The organism is Maribacter sp. IgM3_T14_3 (assembly GCF_049603095.1).
GTDB lineage: Bacteria > Bacteroidota > Bacteroidia > Flavobacteriales > Flavobacteriaceae > Maribacter.
In genome coordinates, this window is the sequence record NZ_CP187138.1 from 788,267 (window position 1) to 815,100 (window position 26,834).

Here is a 26,834-nt window from a genome sequence, read left to right on the forward strand (position 1 = left end):
AAAAAAGGGGACGCTCCCGTCCCCTTTTAAAATCAACTTAAATCAACTTAATTAACAACAAACTCTTCAGTATATGTTTTACCAGCAGACTTCACTGTTACCGTGTAAGTTCCTGGATAAGCATCTGTGAAATTGAATGCTTTCTCAACAATCATTTCATCTGTTACTTCTTGTGTAAATACTGTTCTACTTTCTGTATCGTAAACCTTTATAGATAAATCTGATTTATCTAAGTTTAAATAGTTCATGAAGATCATGTTATTAGTCTTTCTAAAGAAAGGCTTAATCTCTTCATCAGCTGCTACGATTTTCACATCATTGTTATCTAAAACAATTGTAAATGAATATTCTTTCATATTATCATCGGCAGATAGATAGTAGATACCATCTGTCAAATCTTTAAGGTTTAATTTCTTGCTAAATTGACCCTCGGTCATTTTTTCTGAATAAATAACATTTAAATCAGAATCCATTAATTTAACCTGTACACCATTTATAGATGCATCCATTGTCAAAACCACACTCTTGGCTTTACCTGCAGATAATAGGTTCAATTTCGGCTCTCTTGCCATGCCTGCTACTGTAGCTAACATAAAGGCAACAACTGTTGTGAATTTTACTAGGTTTTTCATAATAAATTATTTTAAGGGTTAATGATAATTTACTCTGCAAACATACAGCCGTAATAATGCTCTCACTACATCATATTTTCCCTATTTATGTTCTATTTTAACCACTTAGCATAGTCAATCTTACCCATTGGTTAAGATTCAACATATTTTAGTTAATTTTGCAAAGAACATACAAAACAAGATGTTTAATTTTATAGTATAAACCCAAAATACCATGGTAAAGCAAAAACCTACATTTGAAGCCATAAAGCCAGATTTCGGACATTCTTTTACATATCAGAAATTTGATGAACATAGATTGAACAAAAATAATCTGTGGCATTACCACCCAGAACTTGAACTGGTGTATGTCAACGGAGGATCTGGTAAAAGACAAATTGGTAGTCATATATCTTACTATACCAACGGCGACCTTATATTAATAGGTAGTAATCTACCTCATTGTGGATTTACAGATGCCCTAACCGGTAATACTAGCGAAACTGTAATTCAGATGAAGTTGGAATTCTTAGGACCTGATTTCTTTAATCTTCCTGAAATGAAGAAAATAGCAAGCTTATTTAATAGCGCTAGTGGCGGAATTGCCTTTTCTGGGAAGACAAAACGAAAAATAGGAGATAAAATGGAAGTTTTGGAATATCAGACCGATTTTCAAAGGCTACTTTCGATCCTTAATATATTGAATGAATTAGGGAATTCAGAAGATATGCGATTGTTGAATGCAGAAGGATTTTCTTTCACTACCGATGTGAAAGATAACGACCGTATTAATATCGTATTCAATCACGTCAAAAATAACTTTAAAGAAGAACTGACACTAGAAGAGATATCTTCTATGGTAAGCATGACCATACCTTCTTTTTGTAGGTACTTTAAGAAAATTACCAATAAAACCTATATTCAGTTCGTTAACGAATATCGATTGGTGCATGCTTCTAAACTTTTGGCAGAAAAACCAATGAGTATTACAGAAGTATGTTTTGAATGCGGATTCAACAACTTCTCTCACTTCAATAAATCGTTCAAAGCATTTACCGGTCAAAATCCGTCAGAATACCGCAATGAACTAAAAAATGTCATGGTGTAAAAGTTATACCTTATATATAGTACTAAAATTTAAAGCTTCTAGATGGTGTATTAATCTGCCCATTTAGAAGCTTTTTTAGTTGCTCTATTCTTTTAGAGTTATAAAAAAATCTTAACTATTCTTTGCAATTTATAATCATGTAGTACCTTTATACCGCTATGATTAAAGAATTTACAGAAAGAGAATTAGACCGTATTATAGAAATGGCTTGGGAAGACCGTACGCCATTCGAAGCCATTACTTTTCAATTTGGTATCAGCGAACAAGAGACTATTGAAGTCATGCGTCGCGAAATGAAACCAAGTAGTTTTAGAATGTGGCGAAAACGCGTTCAAGGTCGCGCTACAAAGCATGCTAAATTAAGATCTGATGAAACGGACCGTTTTAGATGCTCTAGACAGCGAGGTATTAGTGGTAATAAAATATCTAAACGATAATTATTTAAACGTTTCGTTTAAAACTGCAGCTAGGCGAACTCCGCCTTTTTGCAATTGGTCTGCAACAGTATCCCACCAATCATAATTGTATCGGTAGCTTAATTTTTCTCCAGTTTCTACCGAGGCATATACTTTTTCTGCCAATAAATGAGATTCTTCCACCCAATCAAGTAAACTTCCGCTCTGTAGAAAACTGATTTGTTGTTTCGACATTTCTGGATATTCGGTTGAAAGTTCCGTAAAACTCATTCCGTTATCATCGATCATATTAGAATCCCACACCCTATGTAAATTGGTACCACTACCAAACCATTGTAATTGTATATCGTTACCGCCTTTATCTTCTTCTCTACCTACATGCATAGGTTGATGTAAATCGCCAATTAAATGAACCAAAAATTTTAAATAAAAGGCTTTGTCCTCTTTACTACTATTTTCGTCTTTTATGATTTCAATACATGTATTTACCCCTTGTACCAAATCTCCATATTCATTCTTCTCGATTTCTGCATAAGTCTTACCAAAAGGTATATTCACATAATGCCAAGCACTGAACTTGCGATACGCTTTATCCGATTTTATTTCATCGCCAAAATTTGCTACCGCAGCTAAACTTTCACCCTCTAATAACTCGGTAATAGCACGTTTTGCCTTTTTGCTTAAATGCTGCTCGGCAACCTCACCAACCACTCTATGACCAGTTTTTGACCAATACATATCATTTGCAAAGGTGAAATTCGTTACCAAAAACAATAAAATAATACAATTCTTCATCACTAAAATTTTATCCAAAAATAGTACAACAAATTTTAAGGTATTGTTAAAACTTGGTAAGATTAAATTTATATCTGAACTTGCACAAATGAAGAAGAAGACGAGAAAATTAATAAAACGAAAACGGAGTATCCTAAAAATTATAGGCTTAGGTATTCTTGGGCTTTTTGGGTTATTTTTACTTTTTATAGGAAGTGTAAATTTAGGCTTATGGGGTAGCATACCCTCTAAAAAAGAACTCTCGAACTTTCAATATCAAATGGCATCTGAAGTCTACACTGCAGATAGTGTACTTATCGGCAAGTATTATTTGTATGACAGACAGCCCGTTGCTTACATCGATTTTCCTGAGGTATTAAAACAAGCCTTAATTTCTATAGAAGATGAACGATTTTATGACCACGATGGTGTTGATCTTAGAAGTTTAATTCGAGTAGGTTTTAAAACGGTGCTTTTGGGCGATAACTCTTCTGGTGGTGGTAGCACCCTAACGCAACAGTTAGCCAAAAATCTCTATCCTAGAAAAGAGCGCAATAAAACTAATATCATTGTTGATAAGGTGAAAGAAATGATCATTGCCAAAAGGTTAGAGAACATTTTCACAAAAGACGAAATACTTACCAATTACCTAAACACCGTTTCTTTTGGTGATAACACCTTTGGGATTGAGAGTGCTGCTTTAAAATTCTTCAATACTCAGACTAAAGATCTCAATGCCACACAAGCATCAACCCTTGTAGGCATGCTAAAAGCTACTTACGGCTACAACCCAAGAATATTCCCTGAAAAAAGTCTAGGCCGGCGTAATTTGGTATTACGTGCCATGTACAATAACAACTTTATTTCAGAGGAACAGGTGACGCAATTTTCTCAAGAAAAGCTTCAACTAGATTATAGAGAGTTTGATTATAATGCAGGAATAGCACCTTATTTCAGGGAAGAGGTTCGTAAAGAAATGCTACGTTGGATCGCCGAACAAAATGATGATACCGATTACAATATCTATACTTCGGGATTAAAAATTTATACGACCCTAAACTATAAAATGCAAAAATTGGCTGAAGAGGTAATGACAGTACACATGGCCGATCTGCAAAATAGTTTCGAAAAAAGTTATGGTTCTAACGCGCCTTGGTTAAAAGATAAAAAGTTGATGGAAAAAATAGCTAAGCGAACATCAACGTATAAAAGGTTACAGAAATCGGGCTTGTCTCAAGAGCAAATTGTCGATAGTTTATCTAATGACAAGCAGCCGAGAATATTCAATTCTTGGGACGGCGATAAAGAAATTAGTGCCAGTACTATGGATAGTATTCAGCATTATACCAAATTCTTGAACACCGGTTCTCTGGCTGTAGACCCTACAAATGGAGATATTCTAGTTTGGGTAGGCGGTATTAATTTTAAACAATATAAATATGACCATATTTCGCAAAGTAAGCGCCAAGTTGGTTCTACATTTAAACCTATTGTATACACCACTGCTGTTGAACAAGGTGTTTCACCTTGTACTTATTTTTCTGCCGAAGAAATTGAATATGACAATCTAAAAGGTTGGTCTCCTTCAAATTCTGGTAATAAAGATGAAGCATACCTCAACTATTCTATGGAAGAAGGTTTGAGTAATTCCATTAACACCATCGCTGTTAAAGTATTGGAGCAAGCCGGTATTGGAAATGTTTTAGACATGGCAAAAAGCATGGGTATTGAAGATAAGTTACCCAATGAAGCTTCTATAGCTTTAGGTACCGGAGAAATTAAAATTATCGATTTGGCTCAAGCTTATACCAGTTATGCCAATAATGGAAAGCATATTCAACCGATTTTAATCAAAAACATATCTAACCACAAAGACTCCGTTTTAGTGGAATTTAAGACCGAATTGAACGAAAAAGCCGCTTTTTCTAAAGAAACTAGTCAGATAATGATTGAAATTATGAAATCTACTGTTAATTCTGGAACGGCTGCTAGACTTAGAAATACATATGGACTCAAAAATGACATTGCCGGTAAAACCGGTACTACCCAAAATAATAAAGATGCTTGGTTTGTTGCCTTGACCCCAAAGTTGGTTCATATAACTTGGGTGGGTCTTGATCAACATGAAATCGGATTCAGTAATACCAGTATTGGGCAGGGTGCAAATGCCGCTCTACCCCTATTCGGACTATGGATGCAAGAGTTGAACAAAGACAAAGGTTTTGATAAATACACAAAAACTAGTTTTGAAAAACCTTCACCTTCCGTGTTAGAAGCATTGAATTGTGACCCCGTAAAACGCGACGGATTCTTTAAGCGTCTCTTTAAAAATCCGAATAAAAAGAAGAACAAAAAGTTTAATGGATAATCTATTTTTCAATCAAATTTGAGCTCGATCGTAATTTGTATTATTTAATTTGATATATTTATGATATCATTTTAATATCATAAATTATGAAAGTAGAGAAAATTCACAAAGCACAGAATGGCTACATAATGCTTTTTGTAGTCTTAGTACTATTAGTTGGGGGTATTGCACTTCTTAGAATCTATGTTGGTGCCTTTATGATTTTTGCCGCATTATTTATGTGTGCAGGGTTTGTATTGGTGAATCCGAATAGCTCAAGAGTTTTACTTCTATTTGGTAAATACATGGGTACGATCAAAGAGAACGGACTTTTCTGGGCGAATCCCCTATACACCAAAAAAAGAATTTCATTACGAGCTAGTAATTTTGATAGCGAGCGATTAAAGGTAAATGACAAACTTGGTAACCCAATTATGATCAGCACAATACTTGTTTGGCGCGTAACCAACACCTACAAAGCTGCTTTCGATGTTGATGATTATCAAAATTTTGTGCGTGTACAGACCGATGCTGCCGTGCGTAAACTAGCGAGTATGTACCCTTATGATAATTTTGCCGATGAAGGGCTTGACGAAGATATTACCTTAAGGTCTAGTGTAAACGAGGTAAGCGAGGCATTAGAGCAAGAGTTGCAAGAACGCCTTTCTATGGCAGGTCTAGAAGTGTTAGAAGCGCGTATAGGTTATTTGGCTTATGCGCAAGAGATAGCAAACGCCATGTTGAAAAGACAACAAGCTACAGCCATAGTCGCTGCGAGACATAAAATAGTAGAAGGTGCCGTTAGTATGGTTGAAATGGCTTTAGAAGAATTGAGTAAAAAGAATCTGGTAAATCTAGATGATGAAAGAAAATCTGCCATGGTAAGTAACCTAATGGTCGTTCTATGTTCCGATAAGGATGTTTCACCTATTGTAAATGCAGGCTCTTTAAATCATTAATATGAGAATCTTCAACGAAACTCAGCGTTTTACACAATGGTGGCTTCTACTGATAAACATAGCTTTGCTATTTTTGATGTTATATAGTTGTTATACCTGGTTGGTGTTGAAGGATGCCGTAGGTAATGTAGCGGCAGATGACCGAGTAGGTCAAACGATATTTATATTAGTAATTGCCCTTGTAATACCGCTGATATATGTTTTTAATTTAAAAACTACTATCGATGAAATCGGTATACATTATCAATTTATACCTATAAATTTTTCAAAAAAAATAATTAGGTGGCATGAAATTGAAAAATGCTTTGTACGTAAATACAGTCCCATTCGAGAATATGGTGGATGGGGTTACCGCGGTCTATCAGGAAAGAATAAAGCTCTGAATGTAAAAGGTAACAAAGGCATACAACTTGTATTAAAAAACGGTAATAAATTACTAATTGGCACTCAAAAAGAAAATGATGCAAAAATGGTAATAGAACGGTATTTCAAAATTAAAAATGAGTAAGAAAAAACCTTTTGCACTACGTGTTAACGAAGAAATGCTGCAAGCTATTGAAAAATGGGCTGCAGACGAGTTTCGTAGTACCAACGGGCAAATTGAGTGGATCTTAATGAAAGCATTAAAAGAGGCCAAAAGAGAACCCAAATCAAATAAACCTAATTGAGTTTGGCATTTATTTAACAAAACAAAATCTTAAATTTGGTCATCTAACAAACTCAAACCAAAATGACCAAATATTTAAGTACCCTCGTACTTATATTTTTCTGCTATTCATTACATGCACAAACCTCAGAAAAATCATTTGTTGTAAAAGAAACTAATGATAAAATTACGCCTGACGGAATTCTAGATGAACCTAGCTGGGAAACTGCTGAACAGGCAGATCAATTTTGGCAATACTTCCCATTAGACACGGTTCAATCGAAAAAACAAACCGAAATAAAAATGCTATATGATAATGACAACCTCTATGTAGGCATTACCATATATACTGCTGGTAACGATTATTCCATTCAATCTTTAAAACGAGATTTTAGAGCTGGTAACAGTGATAATATCACCTTACTTTTCGACACATTTAATGATGGTAACAATGCATTTCTCTTTGGTATCAACCCTTATGGCGTTCGACGTGAAGGTCTAGTTTCTGGTGGCGGACTTAATCTAAACGGTTTTACCATTTCATGGGATGTAAAGTGGCGCGGAGATTCTAAAATTTATGACGGATACTATACATCTGAAATGGTTATACCACTAACTGCATTTAAATTTAAAGAAGGTGAAACCAAATGGCGTTTCAATAGCTATAGATTTGATACCCAATCTAACGAAAATAGTACGTGGATGAATATTCCACAAAATCAGAATATATACGGACTCACCTTTATGGGCGATATGATTTTTGAGAAACCTTTAGGTAAATATCGTACTCCCCTAGCTATAATACCCTATGTAAATCTAGGATCCCAAAAAGACTTTGAACTAAACGAGGGCAACACCAAATTTAATGTCGGTGGCGATGCCAAAATCGCCATTGGTAATAGTATGAATTTGGATGTTACTATAAACCCAGATTTCTCTCAAGTAGAGGTTGATGACCAGGTAACCAACTTAACCCGTTTTGAAGTTTCGCTACCCGAGAAAAGGCAATTTTTTATAGATAATAGTGATCTATTCGGCAGTTTTGGGGGTGGTAGAGATGCTAATCCGTTTTTCTCTAGACGAATAGGTATTGCAAAAGACACTGCCGACAATAGCATCGAAAATAAAATTATTGGTGGTGTTCGTTTAAGTGGCAAAGTAACTCAAGGGCTTAGATTAGGCTTTTTAAACCTACAGACCGAAGAGGATCTAGACCAAAATATCGCGTCTAACAATAACACCATGTTAGCGCTGCAACAAAATGTATTCGGGCGTTCTAACATTGGCATGTTCTTTATCAATAGACAAACTTTTGAAGATTATGAATTTCAAGATCCCGATGACCGCTATAACAGAGTCGCAGGGATAGACTACAACCTTATTTCAGACAATAATGTATGGAACGGTAAATTCTATTTACATAAATCTTTTGCCCACAATGCCGGGAAAGCAAATCTTTCGTCGGGTGCATTCATGCAGTATAATTCTAGAAACTGGAACTTTTTTGAAGATATGGTTTATATAGGCGAAGATTTTAGGTCAGATCTAGGCTTTATTCGTAGAACTGATATTTTCAAAACGGCAACTATGATCGAGCGGGTATTCTGGCCAGAAGATAGCGCCCTTCAAAGTCATAGTTTTCAGTTTTTCCCTGTTATGACCTGGAGCCCCGAGAATGATTTTCTTCATACAGATTATGATTTAAATGGAGCCTGGGAATCGAAATTTAACGACCAATCTGAAATCAATGTTTCCTACACACATTCATACACCTATCTGTTTGACGAGTTTGACCCTACTAATTTAGATGATGCCATACCATTACCAAATGAAGTAGGCTACCATTATAATTTTGTTTCATTAGAATATCAATCAGATAGTAGAAAAAGATTTGCCTATTCTGTTGAACCTACCATAGGTAGCTTTTATAATGGGGACAGGTTCTCTCTTAGTGCAGAAATGTCTTTAAGATTTCAGCCAAAAATATTTTTATCTCTTGCAATGAACTATGATAAGATATCGCTACCAGAACCCTATTCTAGTACTGATATTTGGCTTATTAGTCCTAAAATTGACGTTACCTTTAGTAAATCTATTTTTTGGTCAACGCTGGTACAATATAGTAATCAAAGAGATAATTTAGGTTTCAACTCAAGACTTCAATGGCGATTTGCTCCTTTATCAGATTTATTTATTGTTTACAACGATAATTACTTTGTCAACTCATTCGAACCTAAATATCGTTCTATAAATTTAAAGCTCACCTACTGGTTAAATATTTAAAATGAAGTATAAAATTCTGTGTTCAGATTTAGACGGCACCTTACTTTCTACTAAAAGTGATGTTTCTAAAAATGCAATCGAACAAATTGGTAAAATAAAAAGTAAGACTAAAATCATACTTGTTTCTGCTAGAATGCCCGGTGCCATGTGGTATATACAAGAAGACTTAGGTATTACAGACCAACCCATCATTTGCTATAATGGGGCGTTGATTCTATCCGGAAACAAAGAACTTAATTCGGTATTTATCCCTATTGATATTTTAAAGACGATTTACGAGCTGTGTGCGGACTTAGAAGCTGACTTAGGATTATACTATAGTAATGAATGGTTTGTACCTAAAACTTCTCTACGTGTAGAAAAAGAAATTAAATACACCAAATCTACTCCTGTATTTCAAAACACCAAGCAGACATTGCAAAATTGGAAGGAACGTAACATCGGTGCTCACAAAATCATGTTGATGTGTACTAAAACCAGTGCCGATATATTGATGCCTATTCTACAAGAAAAACTCGGAGAAGCTCTTAATCTTTATCGGTCTAATGATACACTTATTGAAATTGCTCCAAAATCGGTATCTAAACTTTCGGCGATAAAATTACTCATGGGAGATCATGAATCTTTAGAAGATATTATCGCATTTGGCGATAATTATAATGATATTGAAATGCTTGAAAAGGTTGGTTTTGGCGTTGCCGTTGCCAATGCGAGAGACGAAGTAAAAGCGATTTCTAATTATATCACATTAGAGAATACTGCAGACGGAGTAGCCCATTATATAGCCAATAACTTGGTTAATTAACTATATTTGAAATTCGCAACTCACCAATAATTTATGCCAGATCTTATTACACAACCTTTAATTACCAACGATACTGTTGTCTTCGGGCTATTGGCTCTTTGCCTTGGTTTCATCTTTTATACATCAAGTTTAAAAACAGGATTCTGGAGTAAGTTTTACTCCGTAGTTCCAGCGGTACTTATGTGCTATCTGTTACCAGCGATATTGACCAGTACGGGTATTGTCTCTGATGAGATTTCAAATTTATATTTTATGGCAAGTAGGTATTTACTACCTGCAGCACTTGTTTTGATGACTTTAAGTATAGACATAAAAGCAATCTCCAATTTAGGATCTAAAGCTATTATTATGTTTTTAACTGGTAGCGTAGGTATCATTATTGGCGGACCAATTGCTATTCTTATTGTCTCTATATTTTCCCCGGATACCGTTGGTGGTAATGATTTTGATGCTATTTGGAGGGGTTTATCCACAATTGCAGGTAGTTGGATCGGTGGTGGTGCCAACCAAGCTGCTATGCTAGAAATTTTTCAGTACAATCCAGAAAAATATGGTGGTATGGTATTAATTGATATTGTAGTTGCAAATGTATGGATGGCTATCGTTCTTTTAGGTGTTGGTAAAACCAAACAGATTGACAAATGGCTAAAAGCGGATACTTCTGCTATTGAAACCTTGAAATTAAAGGTGACAGAGTTTACCGATAAAATTACTCGTGTGCCCACCTTAAACGATTATATGATTATGTTGTCATTAGCCTTTACCGCGGTTGGATTAGCACATTTTTTCGGAGACCATACCAGTACTTATTTGGAAAGTAATTTTGATGCTATTAGCGATAAAAAAAGTTTTCTTTCGTTCTTAGGATCTGCTTTCTTTTGGATGGTGGTTATTGCTACCTGTCTAGGAATAGCGCTGTCATTTACCAAAGCTAAAAATTATGAAGGTGCGGGTGCCAGTAAAATTGGTGGCGTGTTTATTTATATATTGGTAGCTACAATTGGTATGAAAATGGACTTAGGAAAAGTACTCGAAAACCCAGGATTGATTGCTATTGGTTTTATTTGGATTGCCATTCATGCCGGATTAATGATTTTGGTTGCCAAACTCATAAGAGCTCCCTATTTCTTTTTAGCAGTAGGTAGCCAGGCGAATGTTGGCGGTGCCGCTTCCGCACCTGTGGTCGCTGCTGAGTTTCACCCATCATTAACTTCTGTTGGTGTACTATTGGCTGTTTTAGGTTATGTAGTGGGTACCGGTGGTGCATTGCTCTGTGCCTATTTAATGGAGGTTGCATCTTCGTTATAACGATTCATATTTAATAACAAAATTAAGGTTGGCGTTCTTTATTATTAAATTTTATAGATATTTGCGCCCTAAATAAATAGAATGAAGAAATTATTATTTGTTGTTACTGCATTACTAGCATTAGGTTCATGCGGCGATAACCCAGAGGAGACCATGACTGTGAACGGTAAAATTAAAGGTCTTAAGAAAGGAACGCTTTATTTACAGCATGTACCAGACTCCGTTTTAATTACTGTTGATTCCGTTGCTATTAACGGGGATGGAAATTTTTCTTTTAAAACGGAATTAATGAGTCCTGAGGTATTCTATCTATATCTTGATAAAAAAGATAATAATACTATTAACGACCGTATAACTTTTTTTGCTGAACCAGGTATCATTACTATCAATACAGATTGGAATACTTTCGACACCACTGCAAAAATCACAGGTTCTGAAACTCAAGAAAAGTTAGAAGAATATAGACAAACCATGTCTGCCATTAACAAAAGAAACATTGAGATAATGATGAAGGCCGCCCAGCCAGAGAATGAACTTAGTCAAATAAGCATCGATTCATTAGAGAACATTAGTAATAGAAATACGCAAAGAGGTTATGCATTCGCCATAAACTTCGCACTGAACAACAAATCGTCGTTTATAGCGCCTTACATTGCTTTAAAAGAAATACCTGATGCCAACAACAAATATTTAGATTCTATATATAGTGTACTTTCACCAGAGGTTGCTGAATCGAAATATGGTAAAGAATTGGCTTCACTTTTGAAAAAGAATTAAATAGAACAAACCAATTTCTTATAAATAAAAAAGCATCCTAATATTTTAGGGTGCTTTTTTATTTTAAGGAAGAGGTAAACTACACTAAGTTATTAAGGTCTTCAACCAATTTAGTTGCTTTTGTTTCCAAATCTTTTCTTACATCTTTAAAATGTGCTTTCTTGTTCTCAACATCGTTTTTGTTGACTTTAGCAACTAATTCATCAAAAGATGAAATTGCCTCATCAATAATAGCGGTACCTTCTTTTGAATGCGTAGTTCCATTAGCAGCTTCAACTATATAAACACCTTCGATAATGTCACCAAGAACATTATTAATATCTTTCTTTAAATTTTTAATACTTGCCATCTCTAATTATATTTTTTGCAAAAGTACAATTTTTGAACTTCCGTATGGTTAATTAGGCCTTAAATAGTAACTTCTAATAGTTTAGCCCCTGTAGACTGTAATTTTATTTTTTGCGTAGATGCTGGTAACAGCGCTGTTTCTCCACTTTTAATTGAAACTTCACCTTCAGCAGTATTAATCTTAACTTCACCACCAACACACATAAAAATGGTGAACGAATCTCTTTGTGTAGTGTCTAAATCTAAATTCTCTGTAAGCTCTATGAAGTTGGTTTTGAAATAAGGACAATCTACCATGGTATTCACCTCATTTTTCTTATGACCGTAAGCGACTTTAAAATCGTCTTTCTTTTCATAATCGACAGCATCTAGTGCTAGTTCTGTATGTAACTCACGAAGATTACCATCTTTATCCTTTCTATTAAAATCGAAAACGCGATACGTAACATCAGATGTTTGTTGAATTTCTGCCAACATTACCCCTGCCCCAATAGCATGAATTTTACCTGTATTAATGAAGAAAGTATCTCCTTCTTTAACTTCCTCATAATTAAGAAGATCAAGCAAGGTATCATTAGCAATACTTTCAGCGTATTCTTCTTTGGTAACATCTTTGTTAAAGCCAACAATTAATTCTGCTTTAGGATCTGCATCCATAATATACCACATCTCAGTCTTACCGAAAGAATCATGACGCTCTTTCGCCAAGGCATCATTTGGGTGCAATTGAATGGACAAATCTTGTTTGGCGTCAATAAATTTTATAAGAATAGGAAATTCTTTTCCGAAGCGCTCTACAACACTTTTGCCTAAAAGCTCTTCTGCATTCGAATCTATAAGATCTTGAAGTGACTTACCTGCTAAACTGCCATTGGCAACAACAGAAATATCACCTTTAACCGTAGACAACTCCCAACTTTCGCCAGTAATATCACTTTCAATAGGTTTGCCAAAAACTTCCTTAAGCTTTGTACCGCCCCAAAGTCTTTCTTTTAAAATTGGTCTAAATTTCAGAGGATGTATCATTGTATGTTTTATTTATAGGTCAATTAAATCAGGTTTATAACGTATTTTAAAGATTTTTCTTACATTTTAATGTTTGAATTACCCAGAGAACGTTACAAAATTTCTAGGTGTTTCATATAATACCACTTCTAAATCGTGTGATTTTTGAATATGTGGTCTTAACTTTTGCCAAATAATTACCGAAATATTTTCAGCTGTTGGGTTTAACGTTTTAAACTCGGATACTTCAATATTTAAATTCTTGTGGTCTAAATAGTCTTCAATCTCTACTTTGATCAGATCTTTTAACACCTTCATATCCATAACAAAACCGGTTTCAGCATCTATCTCACCAGTAACGCTTACAATTAATTCATAATTGTGACCGTGGAAATTTGGGTTGTTACATTTTCCGAAAATTTCAGTGTTTTTACTGTCGTCCCAATCTTTTCTATATAATCGATGAGCGGCATTAAAATGTGCTTTTCTACTTACTTTTACTTTCATTATTTCGCTGGCATATTAAATAAATGTTCGTAAAATTTATCAAAGATAATCTTAAACCATGCTGTATATTCCTGAGAATTACTGGCGATGTCTTCTTTTATAGCTTCAGGCGACATCCATTTCCATGCCTCTACTTCATCAGGATTAATTTTTGGTTCTGCACTAAAACTACCAATCATTACATGATCTAGTTCATGCTCGGTTAAACCATTATCAAAAGGAGCTTTATATATGAAGGAAAATAATTCTTTTAACTCTGACACAAACCCCATTTCTTCTTGAAGTCTACGTTTCCCTGCTTCAATATTAGATTCACCTACACGCTGATGACTACAACAAGTATTCGTCCATAATAACGGAGAATGATATTTAGATGCCGCTCGTTGTTGCAGCATAATCTCACCGTTGTCATTAGTAATAAATACTGAAAATGCTCTATGTAAAACTGCCTTTTCATGGGCTTCCATTTTGGCCATAGTGCCTATTTGCTCGTTGTTTTCGTTTACGAGAATTACCTGTTCTTCCTTCATTACGTAAAAATAAGGCGTTTTACGTATTTTACGTAATGATGAATATATAAAAAGAAAAATCTAGAAGAAACGGGGAGATTTTAAGTTGTTCTTGGTCATGATGAAATCATATCTGAAAATTATTTCGAACGATCCATCATTGAAAGCAGTATTACCAAGATCTGTAGTTTCCTTATCATACGCTAAACCAATTAAAAACTTATTGGATACATTGAAACCCGCCATTCCACTAAATGCCGCATCCCATCTGTAGGCCGCTCCTAAAATAAATTTTTCGTTCAACATAAAATTTGCCGATATATCAACTTGTAACGGAGCACCTTGTACCACTTTTGTCAATAATGCCGGTTTAAATTTTACTGACTCATTTAGATCCCAAACATAACCAGTTATCAAATAAAGGTTCATTTGTTCTTTAGCCGTAGAAAGGTTGGTTTCTTGAAAATGCGATGTTTCTAAAAATCGAGGTACCGATAAACCTGCATAGAATCTTTCGGTATGATAATATACCCCAGCCCCAATATTTGGTGAAAGCCTATTATCAATATCTTGTTGCAAGGTTGGATCTGTTGTATACTGGTTTAATTCTGAAAACCTAACATCTAACAAGTTAGCACTAGCTTTTAATCCGAAACTTAATCTCCCTTCTTCCGAAGTCCAAACCGTATATGAAAAATCAATATCAAAATTAGTTTCTGAAGTAGGACCTATCTCATCATTTACGATCGATAAACCTAAACCTACTCCCCCATACCCGATTGGTGAGTGGGCATTGAAAGTCTGTGTAGTTGGGGCACCATCTAAACCTACCCATTGAGAACGATGCAAAGCACCAATACTAATATGCCCTCTAGAACCCGCGTATGCAGGGTTTACACTTATCGTGTTATACATGTACTGCGTATACTGGGCATCTTGCTGCCCATAAGAAAACACTCCAAAACAAACCGCCACTACTGCGACAGCTCGTTTTAGAAAATTCTTTTTAAGTATGTTTATATAGGTGTTCAACATTCTCATTATCTATTTATATATATGTAACCAGAGAGTGTTTTTGTTTCTCCGTTCGGCAATTCATAATCTAGAATATAGAAATATGTACCTACTGGTAATTTACTTTCCATGTCAACGGTTACCCTACCTTCAGACGTTCCGTCAAAGATGTTACCTTCGGTATCGTACGCTTTTGTCATATATACCGCTACACCCCATCTGTTATAGATTTTCAATGTATTCTTCGGGTAATTCTGTAAACCGTCTATTCTAAGAACATCATGAATACCATCACCGTTAGGTGTAATAACGTTGAAAACTTCTATTTCTTCTTCTAGCTGACCTAAATCTGAATCTAAGTAATTTGGTATACCATCATCATCAGAATCATCATCAACGTAATCTCCATTAAGATTGACGTCTTCATCACGAGTTTCTATACCATCATCGTCATCATCGGTATCCCTGTAATCAGATTCCTCATCGCTATCTGTATTTGGCAATTGTGCGTAAGGATCATCAATTTCATCATTGACATCTATATCAACTGAAATAGCACCTTCATAACCATCATCTAGTCCGTCATTATCTTTATCAGAACCAATGCTAACAACATCTGCTATACCATCATGATTATAGTCATGAGCTTCGATTGCATCTAACACATTATCATTATCACTATCCTCATCTAAATAATCAGGCAGGTTATCTCCGTCTGTATCCACGGGGAATAATCCAGTTAAACCATTAGCTTCATACGCATCATCTAACCCGTTGGTATTCGCGTCGATCCCTGAAGGTGGAATATAATCTGCCGTAGCCTGAGCTTCAACATTATCTGGTATACCATCGCCATCTGCATCGATATCTAAATAATCTGGGAAGCCGTCACCATCAGAATCTGTTGGATCGGTTGACGGGTCATTATCGCCATCTAAATTTAAGTCTTCAAAACTATCAACGATACCATCATCATCACTATCCATATCAACACCTGCAGGATTGATCATGATAGTTATAGTCGATGTGCTACAATTACCAACTGCATCACAAACCGTATAATCAAAAGCATCTGTGCCTAAATAATTATTATTCGAGAAGTATGTTGGAATATCATCGGATGGATCATTCGGTGTACCATTATCATCAACAGTTACCGAACCATTGGTTGGTTGTGTTACGCTGAATGTACCATCTGTAGGTAAATCATTATCATTTAATTGCCATGTATCTATTACTGTGATTGCATTGATATCTATAGCAATAGAATCATCGTTAGTATCTAATATTGGCAATACATCTATAGTTACGGTTGCCGAACTACAATCTCCATAGCCATTGCAAATCGTATAATCAAAAGTATCTGTACCATTGAAATCTACATCTGGAGTATAGGTTACTATATCATCCATAGGATTGTTTGGTGTACCACCATCATCAATAGTTACTGAACCATTTGCTGGATCTGTGGTTGTCAAAGCACCTACATCCGGTAAATCGGCATCATTACCATAAATATCTATAATTACTGGTACTTCTTCGTCTGTAGTTACAAAATCATCTTCTAAATCTGCAGCTTCAGGCAAACACACCACCGTAAAATTTGGTAGGCTAAACGTATTACCTGCTTTGGTTACTAGTGCAGTATATCTTACTACAGCATCGGTAGCAATTACCATGGGACTTAATTGATCCCCTAATAATGGCGGACTCCAACTTACCGAAGCAGTGCTTGGTACGTTAGAAGTAATATCCATAGTTACTTCATTGTCTGGATTATTACAATCGGTTACAATAAAGTAACCTGTGGCATTAGAACCACACAAAGTACCATCGTATGTTGCAAAATAAATACCTGGTTGGGTTACTTCGTAAAAAGAATCAGTACCAAGTACCGTTGCCGTGTCTGAAGCTTCATACCAACGAAAGTTATTTTGATCACTATCCGTTGGTGCCTGAAGTAAGAACTGGGCGTTAGATACCAACACTCCCAGTATCGTAGTTACGATACTGAGGAATATGGTTTTATATATATGCGTTTTTTTCAAATCGATTTGGGATCTATGCTTCAATTAGCTAATTATTGTGCTACAAAAACTACGTTGATCAATGTATTATAATCAGTTGGCGCTGCAATAACATCGTAAGTCATTATACCCGTTGCACTAACCGATACATTGGCAAATACCGTAGGGTCAAAATACGTAACATAGTAATATAATTCAGTATTTGTATACGTTGGTATTGCTGCTGGAGCACCTGCACTAACTACAGCCGGTGTACCATATTGAGTCATATACTCTGCATGTAAATCTATTGTTCTACCAGTACCTGTTGTTGCCACATCTACCTCTATAGAAGGCGGATAGAAAATATCAGGTCTAGTATTCGCAATCAAATATGGATCAGCTGATGTACCTGTACCAGTAACACTAATATCTGTGTCTGGCGCTGCTTCTACAATCGTTTCTGCACCGTTTGCTGTTGGTACAGAAAGGTTATAATTAATACCAGTTGGAGTTACTGTTACAGAACCATCTGTTGATGTTATTGTCTGTATTTCGTTATTCGAATTATTATCATTATCTGCGATTGAAACTGTACCACCACCATTAGACAAAGTAATATTAGTACCTGACTTAGAAAGCGTTTGAAGTTCATTTGATGGATTTGAATCAGCATCATTTACGTTTAAAGTAATTGCATTACCTCCAGTAATTGATATTTGACCTGCAGCACCTGTTGTTGCCAATGTTTGATCATCAGTTGCTGGATCACCTGCCGGACCTGTCGGACCCGTTGGACCTGTTTGTCCATCCTGACCATCCTGTCCTGGTTGACCTGCAGGTCCCTGTTGACCATCCTGACCGTTTTGCCCTGCTGGACCTACTGGGCCTTGTGGACCTGCTGGACCCGTTGGTCCTGTTGCGCCATCCTGACCATCCTGTCCTGGTTGACCTGCAGGTCCCTGTTGACCATCCTGACCGTTTTGTCCAGCTGGACCTACTGGGCCTTGTGGACCTGTCGCACCTGTTGCTCCATCATTTCCTGGTATTCCCTGTGGACCCGTTGCTCCTGTTGCCCCATCCGCTCCCGCTGGTCCTGTTGGTCCTTGTGGACCTGTCGCTCCGGTTGCTCCATCGTTTCCATCTACTCCCGCTGGTCCTACTGGACCGGCTGGACCTTGTGCTCCTGTTGCTCCATCGTTTCCGTCTGCTCCGTCTGCTCCGTCATTTCCTGGTATTCCCTGAGGACCCGTTGCTCCTGTTGCGCCATCCGCTCCCGCTGGTCCTACTGGACCTGTTGGACCTGTCGCTCCGGTTGCTCCATCGTTTCCGTCTGCTCCGTCATTTCCTGGTATTCCTTGTGGACCCGTTGCTCCATCGTTTCCGTCTGCCCCTGCTGGTCCTTGTGGACCTGTCGCTCCGGTTGCTCCATCGTTTCCGTCTGCTCCGTCATTTCCTGGTATTCCCTGAGGACCCGTTGCTCCTGTTGCGCCATCCGCTCCCGCTGGTCCTACTGGACCGGCTGGACCTTGTGCTCCCGTTGCGCCTGTTGCTCCATCATTTCCTGGTATTCCTTGTGGACCCGTTGCTCCGGTTGCTCCATCGTTTCCATCTGCTCCGTCATTTCCTGGTATTCCCTGTGGACCAGTTGCTCCTGTTGCGCCATCCGCTCCCGCTGGTCCTACTGGACCGGCTGGACCTTGTGCTCCTGTTGCCCCATCATTTCCTGGTATTCCTTGTGGACCCGTTGCTCCATCGTTTCCGTCTGTCCCTGCTGGTCCTTGTGGACCTGTCGCTCCGGTTGCTCCATCGTTTCCATCTGCTCCCGCTGGTCCTACTGGACCGGCTGGACCTTGTGCTCCTGTTGCTCCATCATTTCCTGGTATTCCCCGAGGACCCGTTGCTCCTGTTGCTCCATCGTTTCCGTCTGCTCCCGCTGGTCCTACTGGACCGGCTGGACCCTGTGCTCCTGTTGCTCCATCATTTCCTGGTATTCCCTGAGGACCCGTTGCTCCTGTTGCTCCGTCATTTCCATCTGCTCCCGCTGGCCCTACTGGACCTTGAGGACCTGTATCTGCATCAACCCATGTATATGTTCCCGAACCGTCTGTGGACAAAACTTGTCCGTTAGTACCACCATTTGGTAATTCTATTTCATTATTCGGATCGTTATCCGCATCGTCTACATTATCTACACCATCATTATCTAAAATGATAGAACCTCCATCTGCTAATGCAACCGTTGATGTTCCATCACCATTATTTGTTATTGTTGATGCTTGGAATGATACCGGTGCTCCGCTTTCATTTGTATACGTAAAGCTACCATCTCCATTATCCGCAAGGGTTGTTACAGTTTCTGATATTGTTACAGAAGCTACATTTAAATACAATGCACCATCTGTACCAAAGGCTAAATCGTTATTAGCATTAGTACTGATAAGATTAACCGATTCAGTTCCGCCACCATCGGTAATCTCAAGACTACCATCTGTAATAGCACTTCCTGTGTTGTATTCGTTTCCGATTTCTGAATCCGCATCATCAACATTATCTACTCCGTCGTTGTCAACCGTTACCGAGTTACCATCGATATCTTCGATAGTTGAAGTACCGTCACCATTATCTGCAACTGTTGTTATCTCGTTTCTTGGATCGTTGTCATTGTTCGTTGGGAAAGTAACCGATAAATCAAAATCATCATCCGTTCTTACTACCGCTACAGAACCATCGCCAGATGCTACTGTCTGAATCTCATTGGTCGGATTGTTATCCGCATCATCTATATTATCTACCCCGTCATTATCAACGGTTACCGAGTTTCCATCGATATCCTCGATAGTTGAAGTACCGTCACCATTATCTGCAACTGTTGTTATCTCGTTTCTTGGATCGTTGTCATTGTTCGTTGGGAAAGTAACCGATAAATCAAAATTATCATCCGTTCTTACTACCGCTACAGAACCATCGCCAGATGCTACTGTCTGTATCTCATTGGTCGGATTGTTATCCGCATCATCTACATTATCTACCCCGTCATTATCAACCGTTACCGAGTTACCGTCGATATCCTCGATAGTTGAAGTACCGTCACCATTATCTGCAACTGTTGTAATCTCGTTTCTTGGATCGTTGTCATTGTTCGTTGGGAAAGTAACCGATAAATCAAAATCATCATCCGTTCTTACTACCGCTACAGAACCATCGCCAGATGCTACTGTCTGTATCTCATTAGTTGGATTGTTATCCGCATCATCAACATTATCTACTCCGTCATTATCTACGGTGATTGTTCCTCCATCGGCTAAACCTATCGTGGAAGTTCCATCGCCATTGTCGGTAATCGTAGAAGCTTGGAATGATACCGGTGCTCCGCTTTCATTGTTATAGGTAAAGCTACCATCACCATTATCCGCAAGAGTTGTTATAGTCTCTGTTATTGTTACAGAAGCTACATTTAAATATAATGCACCATCTGTACCAAAGGCTAAATCGTTATTAGCATTACCACTGATAAGGTTTACCGATTCTGTACCGCCACCATCGGTAATTTCTAAACTACCGTCTGTAATTGTACTTCCTGTGTTGTATTCGTTTCCTATTACATTATCCGCATCATCAACATTATCTACTCCGTCGTTGTCAACCGTTACCGAGTTACCATCGATATCCTCGATTGTTGAAGTTCCATCGCCATTATCTGTTACATCTGCATTTGGTAAGGTAACTGTATTACCTGTAGTAATAGTTAATTGGTCTCCTAGAACACTAAGTGTTTGTTCATCTGTATTAACCAATGCTGACAAATCAATATCACTTGCTGTAGGATTGTTTGTAATATTTAATGTCTGCGTTAAAACATCATAAGTTAAATCTTGAATCTCATTGGTTTCATCTTCGTCTGTATCTGTAGAATTAACCGTATAATTTCCATTACCGTCATCATCAACAGTTACAGCACCTGTACCAGCAGTTACTGTTTCACTTAACGATGATAAATCGACATTTGTAGAGCTTCCTCTATCTATACCTATTTGTAGTTGATTTGCCCCATTTAATGTCGCTCCTGTCAAATTCTGATTATCACTGCTATTATTCGCCAAATCCGCAATAGCTTCTTCAACTGTTGTTTCGTTCACAGTATCTCCATCAACGTCAATAGGAGTTGCTAAATCTACTTCTGCCGCATTTTGAATTTCGTTAGTATCACTCTTATCACCGTCTACATAATCAACAGTGAAGTTTCCACTACCGTCATTGGTTACCGTGATATCATTTATTCCGATTACCGTTTCTCTATAATCTGATAAATCGATTGCAGTTGCAGTTGGGTCATTTGTTAATGTAAGATTATTTCCCGTTAATTCTAAATCTTGAATCTCGTTCGTATCATCATTTACATAAGGAGTTAAATCAACTGTAGAAGCATCATTGGTCAAACTTAAAATATTTGTACTGCTATTTAGCTCCAAATCTTGATTGTCACTGCTACTATTCGCTAAATCTGCAATAGCTTCCTCTACGGTTGTTTCATTAACCAAATCTCCATCAACATCTAATGGAGTAGCTAAACTAACTTCAGATGCATTTTGATCATCGGTACCATCAAAACTAGTAGTCGTAGTGTTTTCTGAAACATATTCGAAAATTCCATCACCGTCCGCATCACTTAAAGTAGTTACAGATTCATTAATATCTACAGCAGTTATACCTGGCTCAGAAATAGTTGCAATTCTGTTACCTGCAGTTGTGTTGTTTACACTTACATCATCATCGGCAAGATTATCTACATATGCCTTATTAACAGCATCGTTTGCATTTACAGGTGTACCTACATCGGTAATAACAATACCTCCAGCACTAGGGTCTCTTGTTAAAACATCTTCTAAATCTTGTAATTCGTTTTGATCATCTTTATCTAAATCTAATGCTTCACTTGCTGTGATTGCATCTGATAATTCCGTGTCCTTAGCGAAAGTATTATTCAAATCAACCCCTGTTGCACCAGGTGCAGGGTTCGTAAGCTCTAACGTAGTATTTGTTAATGATATATCTGAAAGTTCATTTTCTGGGTCTGGATCGGCATCTGGTGCTGCACTACCACCAACCTGTTGCCAAGTTGTTCCATCCCATGCGTATAATTGACCATTGTCTGTATCGACATAAGTATCACCGGAATTTACACCGTTTGTACTTGGTGGTCCTGATGCTAATACCGCTAATTCGTTAGTTTCATCTTCGTCTGTATCTGTAGAATTTACTGTGTAATTTCCATTACCGTCATCATCTACTGTTACAGCTCCTGTTCCTGCAGTTACTGTTTCACTTAATGATGATAAATCTACCGTTGTTGACGCTCCATTTTCAATATTAATCTGAAGTTGATTTGATTCATTTAAGTTAGCACCAGTTAAATCTTGATTATCACTACTATTAGCTACAATATCTGCTATTGCTTCTTCTACGGTTGTTTCGTTAACTAAATCACCATCAACATCTAATGGTGTAGCTAAATTAACCTCATCGGCATTTTGATTATCAGTATTTATGTCATTAGGGGACAAACTCTGCACTACACCTAATGCGTCAATAGTAAGTATTTGATCTGTACTTGAACCTGGGTTTACAGTTCTCAATTGCAGTTCATCGCCAAAACTTACTTGGCCTGTATTCGTATAGATGGAATAGTTATTGGCAGCACCTGAAATGTTACCGATACGCATACCGTAGTTATTATTGGTCGATAGATTAACTTGATTAGAAACATCAATACCATATAGATTTTCGAATGTAGCAGATCCACCTCTAATAGGCATTACATAAAGCCCCCTTACATTTGTAGCAGCACCTGTACCGCGAGCTATCGGTTGTGCCAATAGGGCGTTCATCTCGTTCACAATACCTGATTCAGCAATCGGTAAACCGTAAATACCGATTAAAGTACCTATTGTTCCCTCACCTTGATTCGTTGCGGCACCAGTTATGCCGAAAATAGTGTTTATTGAACTACCAGCAGTACCATCACCTACTGTTTGTGACCATATTCCACGTAAATTGACCAAAGAAGAACCGCTGTACCCTGGGTCTACTACCAGATTAGGCCGAAGGCCCGTATACCTAATATCGCCTGCGTTGGGATTAATTCTAAAATTACTTCTTTCAAACATTTGATCGGCGCTATTAGCGCCAAAAGCATCTGTAGAATATTTTTTAAAAATTGGTGCTTCAAAAGCCGTAACATCATCGAGTGTAGTGTCGAAATCTGAATCCATCATCCGCACTTTTCCATTATCACCTACAAAAACCGTGGCTCCATTGGCATCTGCTTGTTTTGCTAATATTCCATCCCCTGATGTCGCTGTGGTTGTGCCATCTATCCATTCGCCAGAATTAGATATGGCGTTCAAAGCTTCTTCTACATTGGTCTCATTAACGGTATCGCCATCAAAATCAGTTGGGGTTACCAAAGGAACTTCTTCAGCATTTTGATCATCTGTACCGTCAAAGGAGGTAGTTGTTGTATCTTCTGAGGTATAAGTATAAGTTATATTATCCGTTGTATTTAAAATTGTTACCGTTTCCAAATTCTGTACAGCGGCTGTAAGATCAATCTGCGTGGTTACACCATCTTCGTCCGTATAATCGATATTCGTGTTATCAGCATTTAAAGCGATAATTGTCAATGTTTCTAAATCAGTTACATCGATGATCGTATCAACACCATCTTCATCAGTATACGTAAATGTGCCGTCCGTATTGGCTACTACGGTAGTCAACGCTTCCAAGTTCGCTACGATTGCCGATAGATCTAATTGTGTTACTAATCCATCTTCATCCGTATAATCGATATTCGTATCATCCGCATTTAAAGCGATTGTTGTCAATGTCTCCAGATCAGTTACATCGATGATCGTATCAATGCCATCTTCATCCGTATACGTGAACGTACCGTCCGTATTGGCTACTACCGTAGTCAACGCTTCCAAGTTCGCAACGATCGCAGATAGATCTAATTGTGTTACTAATCCATCTTCATCCGTATAATCGATATTCGTATTGTCCGCATTTAAAGCGATAGTCGTCAAGGTCTCCAGATCTGTAACATCGATGATCGTATCAACGCCATCTTCATCCGTATACGTGAACGTACCATCCGTATTGGCTACTACCGTAGTCAACGCTTCTAAGTTCGCTACGATCGCAGATAGATCTAATTGTGTTACTAATCCATCTTCATCCGTATAATCGATATTCGTATCATCCGCATTTAAAGCGATTGTTGTCAATGTCTCCAGATCAGTTACATCGATGATCGTATCAACGCCATCTTCATCCGTATACGTGAACGTACCGTCCGTATTGGCTACTACCGTAGTCAACGCTTCCAAGTTCGCTACGATTGCCGATAGATCTAATTGTGTTACTAATCCATCTTCATCCGTATAATCGATATTCGTATCATCCGCATTTAAAGCGATAGTCGTCAATGTCTCCAGATCCGTAACATCGATGATCGTATCAATGCCATCTTCATCCGTATACGTGAACGTACCGTCCGTATTGGCTACTACCGTAGTCAACGCTTCTAAGTTCGCAACGATCGCAGATAGATCTAATTGTGTTACTAATCCATCTTCATCCGTATAATCGATATTCGTATTATCCGCATTTAAAGCGATCGTAGTTAAGGTCTCTAAATTTGCAACATCGATAATAGTGGCAACACCATCTTCATCTGTATACGTCAAAGTTCCGTCCGTATTGGCTACTAAAGTGGTTAGTGCTTCTAAATTTGAAACGATAGCCGATAGATCTAATTGTGTTACCAATCCGTCTTCATCCGTATAATCGATATTCGTATCATCCGCATTTAAAGCGATAGTCGTCAATGTCTCCAGATCAGTTACATCGATGATCGTATCAACGCCATCTTCATCCGTATACGTAAGTGTTCCGTCCGTATTGGCTACTAAAGTGGTTAGTGCTTCTAAATTTGAAACGATAGCCGATAGATCTAACTGAGTTACTACGCCGTCTTCATCCGTATAATCGATATTCGTATTATCCGCATTTAAAGCGATCGTAGTTAAGGTCTCTAAATTTGCAATATCGATAATAGTGGCAACACCATCTTCATCCGTATACGTAAGTGTTCCGTCCGTATTGGCTACTAAAGTGGTTAGTGCTTCTAAATTTGAAACGATAGCCGATAGATCTAATTGTGTTACCAATCCGTCTTCATCCGTATAATCGATATTCGTATCATCCGCATTTAAAGCGATAGTCGTCAATGTCTCCAGATCAGTTACATCGATGATCGTATCAACGCCATCTTCATCCGTATACGTGAACGTACCGTCCGTATTGGCTACTAAAGTGGTTAGTGCTTCTACCAGATTCAAACTCGATAAATCTGCAGTAACTATATTTCCATCTTCAATTTCTAATGACAGAATATTTGTAGATATATCAAAAGTGAAATTTTGCAATTGCTGATCATCAGTAGATGTCAATTCCCAAGTGGTTCCATTCCAATAATAAATAGTTCCTGTATCTGTATTAACATACAGATCTCCTAAATCTGCACCTGCAGGAGTTGTTACCCCTGGCGCTGATACATCGGTACCCTGCAGTACTTCACAATTACATTGGTCTTCTAGGGTCACAGTTGTCTGCGCCATAGAAATACCCGATATTAGTAAAGTAAATAGCACCATCATAAATTTAATGGTATTACTTAGGGTTGTAGCAGTTTGAGTCTTCATACTTTTATTATTCAATTCCACTTTCAAAAATTCGTTGGTCATATAGGTTTTTAAAAATGTGCTTTCCAGAATTATCCAATCCTTTTTTACGGCAAGGCGGATCATTGGTATTCACATTACACAAATATTCATTATAGGTAGTGCTCCTTAAAATAAATGTTGTGTAGACCAATATTTACGCTATATACCTCTATAAAGGTGAGGTTTGGGATTGTTAAATGTTTATGATTTTTGATTGTTGTTCGTCGAAGATGTGCTGCTATTCGGGTAGTTATCGTTACTGAGGAAAACTAAAAAATTTTCGATTTCCTTATTCAAACGACTAAAAAATTTGAATAAAAAGAACGTGTGAAAAGGTTGATTTTAATTCGAAATTTGATTTTTCCCAACCATTTTCTTTAGGTAGACACCCTTATTTTTATCATTACTAATACAAGAAAAAAATGAAATATAATTAGTTGGACTTTATGCGGTAAGGTAATTCGCTTGTTTCTTATTACAGTTCTAACTTTTACAAAAAGTCAGAATTTATAAATTGAACAACTGATCTAATTGTATTACCACACTCTACCAATGGCAAATGCGACTTATCTTGTTATAGTTTTACAACGTTAGTATGAACACGTTTAGAGTAAGAGTTACACTG

19 protein-coding genes are annotated in these 26,834 nt (G+C 37.4%); 10 read left to right on the forward strand and 9 right to left on the reverse strand.

The window, feature by feature from the left end; genetic code table 11:
- Positions 1-47: 47 nt before the first annotated feature.
- The gene (locus ACPF9A_RS03645; protein WP_424001752.1) at positions 48-632 is read right to left on the reverse strand and encodes a hypothetical protein; all 585 of its coding nucleotides are present in this window, start codon (positions 630-632) and stop codon (positions 48-50) included.
- A 214-nt stretch (positions 633-846) separates the two neighbouring features.
- Here ACPF9A_RS03645 and ACPF9A_RS03650 point away from each other — a divergent pair, with 214 nt between their 5' ends.
- Positions 847-1,719, forward strand: coding sequence for an AraC family transcriptional regulator (locus ACPF9A_RS03650; RefSeq protein ID WP_424001754.1), 873 nt, complete (start codon positions 847-849; stop codon positions 1,717-1,719).
- 158 nt (positions 1,720-1,877) lie between these two features.
- Positions 1,878-2,156, forward strand: a complete 279-nt coding sequence (locus ACPF9A_RS03655; RefSeq protein WP_424001756.1) for a TIGR03643 family protein — start codon at positions 1,878-1,880, stop codon at positions 2,154-2,156.
- Here ACPF9A_RS03655 and ACPF9A_RS03660 read toward each other — a convergent pair whose 3' ends face one another.
- Positions 2,157-2,930 (reverse strand): S1/P1 nuclease, encoded by a 774-nt coding sequence (locus tag ACPF9A_RS03660; protein ID WP_424001758.1) that lies wholly within the window; start codon positions 2,928-2,930, stop codon positions 2,157-2,159. It lies immediately after the preceding gene.
- Positions 2,931-3,018: 88 nt separating this feature from the next.
- Here ACPF9A_RS03660 and ACPF9A_RS03665 point away from each other — a divergent pair, with 88 nt between their 5' ends.
- The 8 genes from ACPF9A_RS03665 to ACPF9A_RS03700 all read left to right on the forward strand — a co-directional run bounded on the left by ACPF9A_RS03665 (position 3,019) and on the right by ACPF9A_RS03700 (position 12,034).
- The gene (locus ACPF9A_RS03665; protein WP_424001760.1) at positions 3,019-5,277 is read left to right on the forward strand and encodes a transglycosylase domain-containing protein; all 2,259 of its coding nucleotides are present in this window, start codon (positions 3,019-3,021) and stop codon (positions 5,275-5,277) included.
- An 86-nt stretch (positions 5,278-5,363) separates the two neighbouring features.
- Complete coding sequence (locus ACPF9A_RS03670) at positions 5,364-6,215, forward strand: SPFH domain-containing protein (RefSeq protein WP_424001762.1); 852 nt, start codon at positions 5,364-5,366, stop codon at positions 6,213-6,215.
- Position 6,216: 1 nt separating this feature from the next.
- Entirely contained in the window at positions 6,217-6,723 is a 507-nt protein-coding gene (locus ACPF9A_RS03675) for a hypothetical protein (protein WP_424001764.1), read from the forward strand.
- Positions 6,716-6,883 (forward strand): Arc family DNA-binding protein, encoded by a 168-nt coding sequence (locus ACPF9A_RS03680; RefSeq protein ID WP_133688961.1) that lies wholly within the window; start codon positions 6,716-6,718, stop codon positions 6,881-6,883. The genes ACPF9A_RS03675 and ACPF9A_RS03680 overlap by 8 nt, the downstream gene beginning before the upstream one ends.
- Before the next feature lie 62 nt (positions 6,884-6,945).
- Positions 6,946-9,144, forward strand: a complete 2,199-nt coding sequence (locus ACPF9A_RS03685) for a DUF5916 domain-containing protein (RefSeq protein WP_424001766.1) — start codon at positions 6,946-6,948, stop codon at positions 9,142-9,144.
- A gap of 1 nt (position 9,145) precedes the next feature.
- The gene (locus tag ACPF9A_RS03690) at positions 9,146-9,949 is read left to right on the forward strand and encodes a Cof-type HAD-IIB family hydrolase (RefSeq protein ID WP_424001768.1); all 804 of its coding nucleotides are present in this window, start codon (positions 9,146-9,148) and stop codon (positions 9,947-9,949) included.
- Positions 9,950-9,982: 33 nt separating this feature from the next.
- Positions 9,983-11,257, forward strand: a complete 1,275-nt coding sequence (locus ACPF9A_RS03695; protein ID WP_424001770.1) for a DUF819 domain-containing protein — start codon at positions 9,983-9,985, stop codon at positions 11,255-11,257.
- An 81-nt stretch (positions 11,258-11,338) separates the two neighbouring features.
- Entirely contained in the window at positions 11,339-12,034 is a 696-nt protein-coding gene (locus ACPF9A_RS03700; RefSeq protein ID WP_424001772.1) for a DUF4369 domain-containing protein, read from the forward strand.
- Between the two features lie 79 nt (positions 12,035-12,113).
- Here ACPF9A_RS03700 and ACPF9A_RS03705 read toward each other — a convergent pair whose 3' ends face one another.
- The 7 genes from ACPF9A_RS03705 to ACPF9A_RS03735 form a co-directional block, all read right to left on the reverse strand.
- Positions 12,114-12,383 (reverse strand): hypothetical protein, encoded by a 270-nt coding sequence (locus ACPF9A_RS03705; RefSeq protein WP_424001774.1) that lies wholly within the window; start codon positions 12,381-12,383, stop codon positions 12,114-12,116.
- A 59-nt stretch (positions 12,384-12,442) separates the two neighbouring features.
- Positions 12,443-13,405, reverse strand: a complete 963-nt coding sequence (locus ACPF9A_RS03710) for a type I phosphomannose isomerase catalytic subunit (RefSeq protein WP_424004415.1) — start codon at positions 13,403-13,405, stop codon at positions 12,443-12,445.
- A gap of 81 nt (positions 13,406-13,486) precedes the next feature.
- Positions 13,487-13,894 (reverse strand): 6-pyruvoyl trahydropterin synthase family protein, encoded by a 408-nt coding sequence (locus ACPF9A_RS03715; protein ID WP_424001776.1) that lies wholly within the window; start codon positions 13,892-13,894, stop codon positions 13,487-13,489.
- Positions 13,894-14,424, reverse strand: a complete 531-nt coding sequence (gene idi, locus ACPF9A_RS03720; RefSeq protein WP_424001778.1) for an isopentenyl-diphosphate Delta-isomerase — start codon at positions 14,422-14,424, stop codon at positions 13,894-13,896. Before idi ends, ACPF9A_RS03715 begins: the two co-directional genes overlap by 1 nt.
- A 60-nt stretch (positions 14,425-14,484) precedes the next feature.
- The gene (locus ACPF9A_RS03725; RefSeq protein WP_424001780.1) at positions 14,485-15,438 is read right to left on the reverse strand and encodes a PorP/SprF family type IX secretion system membrane protein; all 954 of its coding nucleotides are present in this window, start codon (positions 15,436-15,438) and stop codon (positions 14,485-14,487) included.
- Positions 15,439-15,443: 5 nt separating this feature from the next.
- A complete protein-coding gene (locus ACPF9A_RS03730; protein ID WP_424001782.1) occupies positions 15,444-17,465 on the reverse strand; it encodes a gliding motility-associated C-terminal domain-containing protein in 2,022 nt (673 codons plus the stop codon).
- Between the two features lie 32 nt (positions 17,466-17,497).
- On the reverse strand, positions 17,498-26,230 hold the full coding sequence (locus ACPF9A_RS03735) for a hypothetical protein (protein WP_424001784.1): 8,733 nt from the start codon (positions 26,228-26,230) through the stop codon (positions 17,498-17,500).
- Positions 26,231-26,834 lie beyond the last annotated feature (604 nt).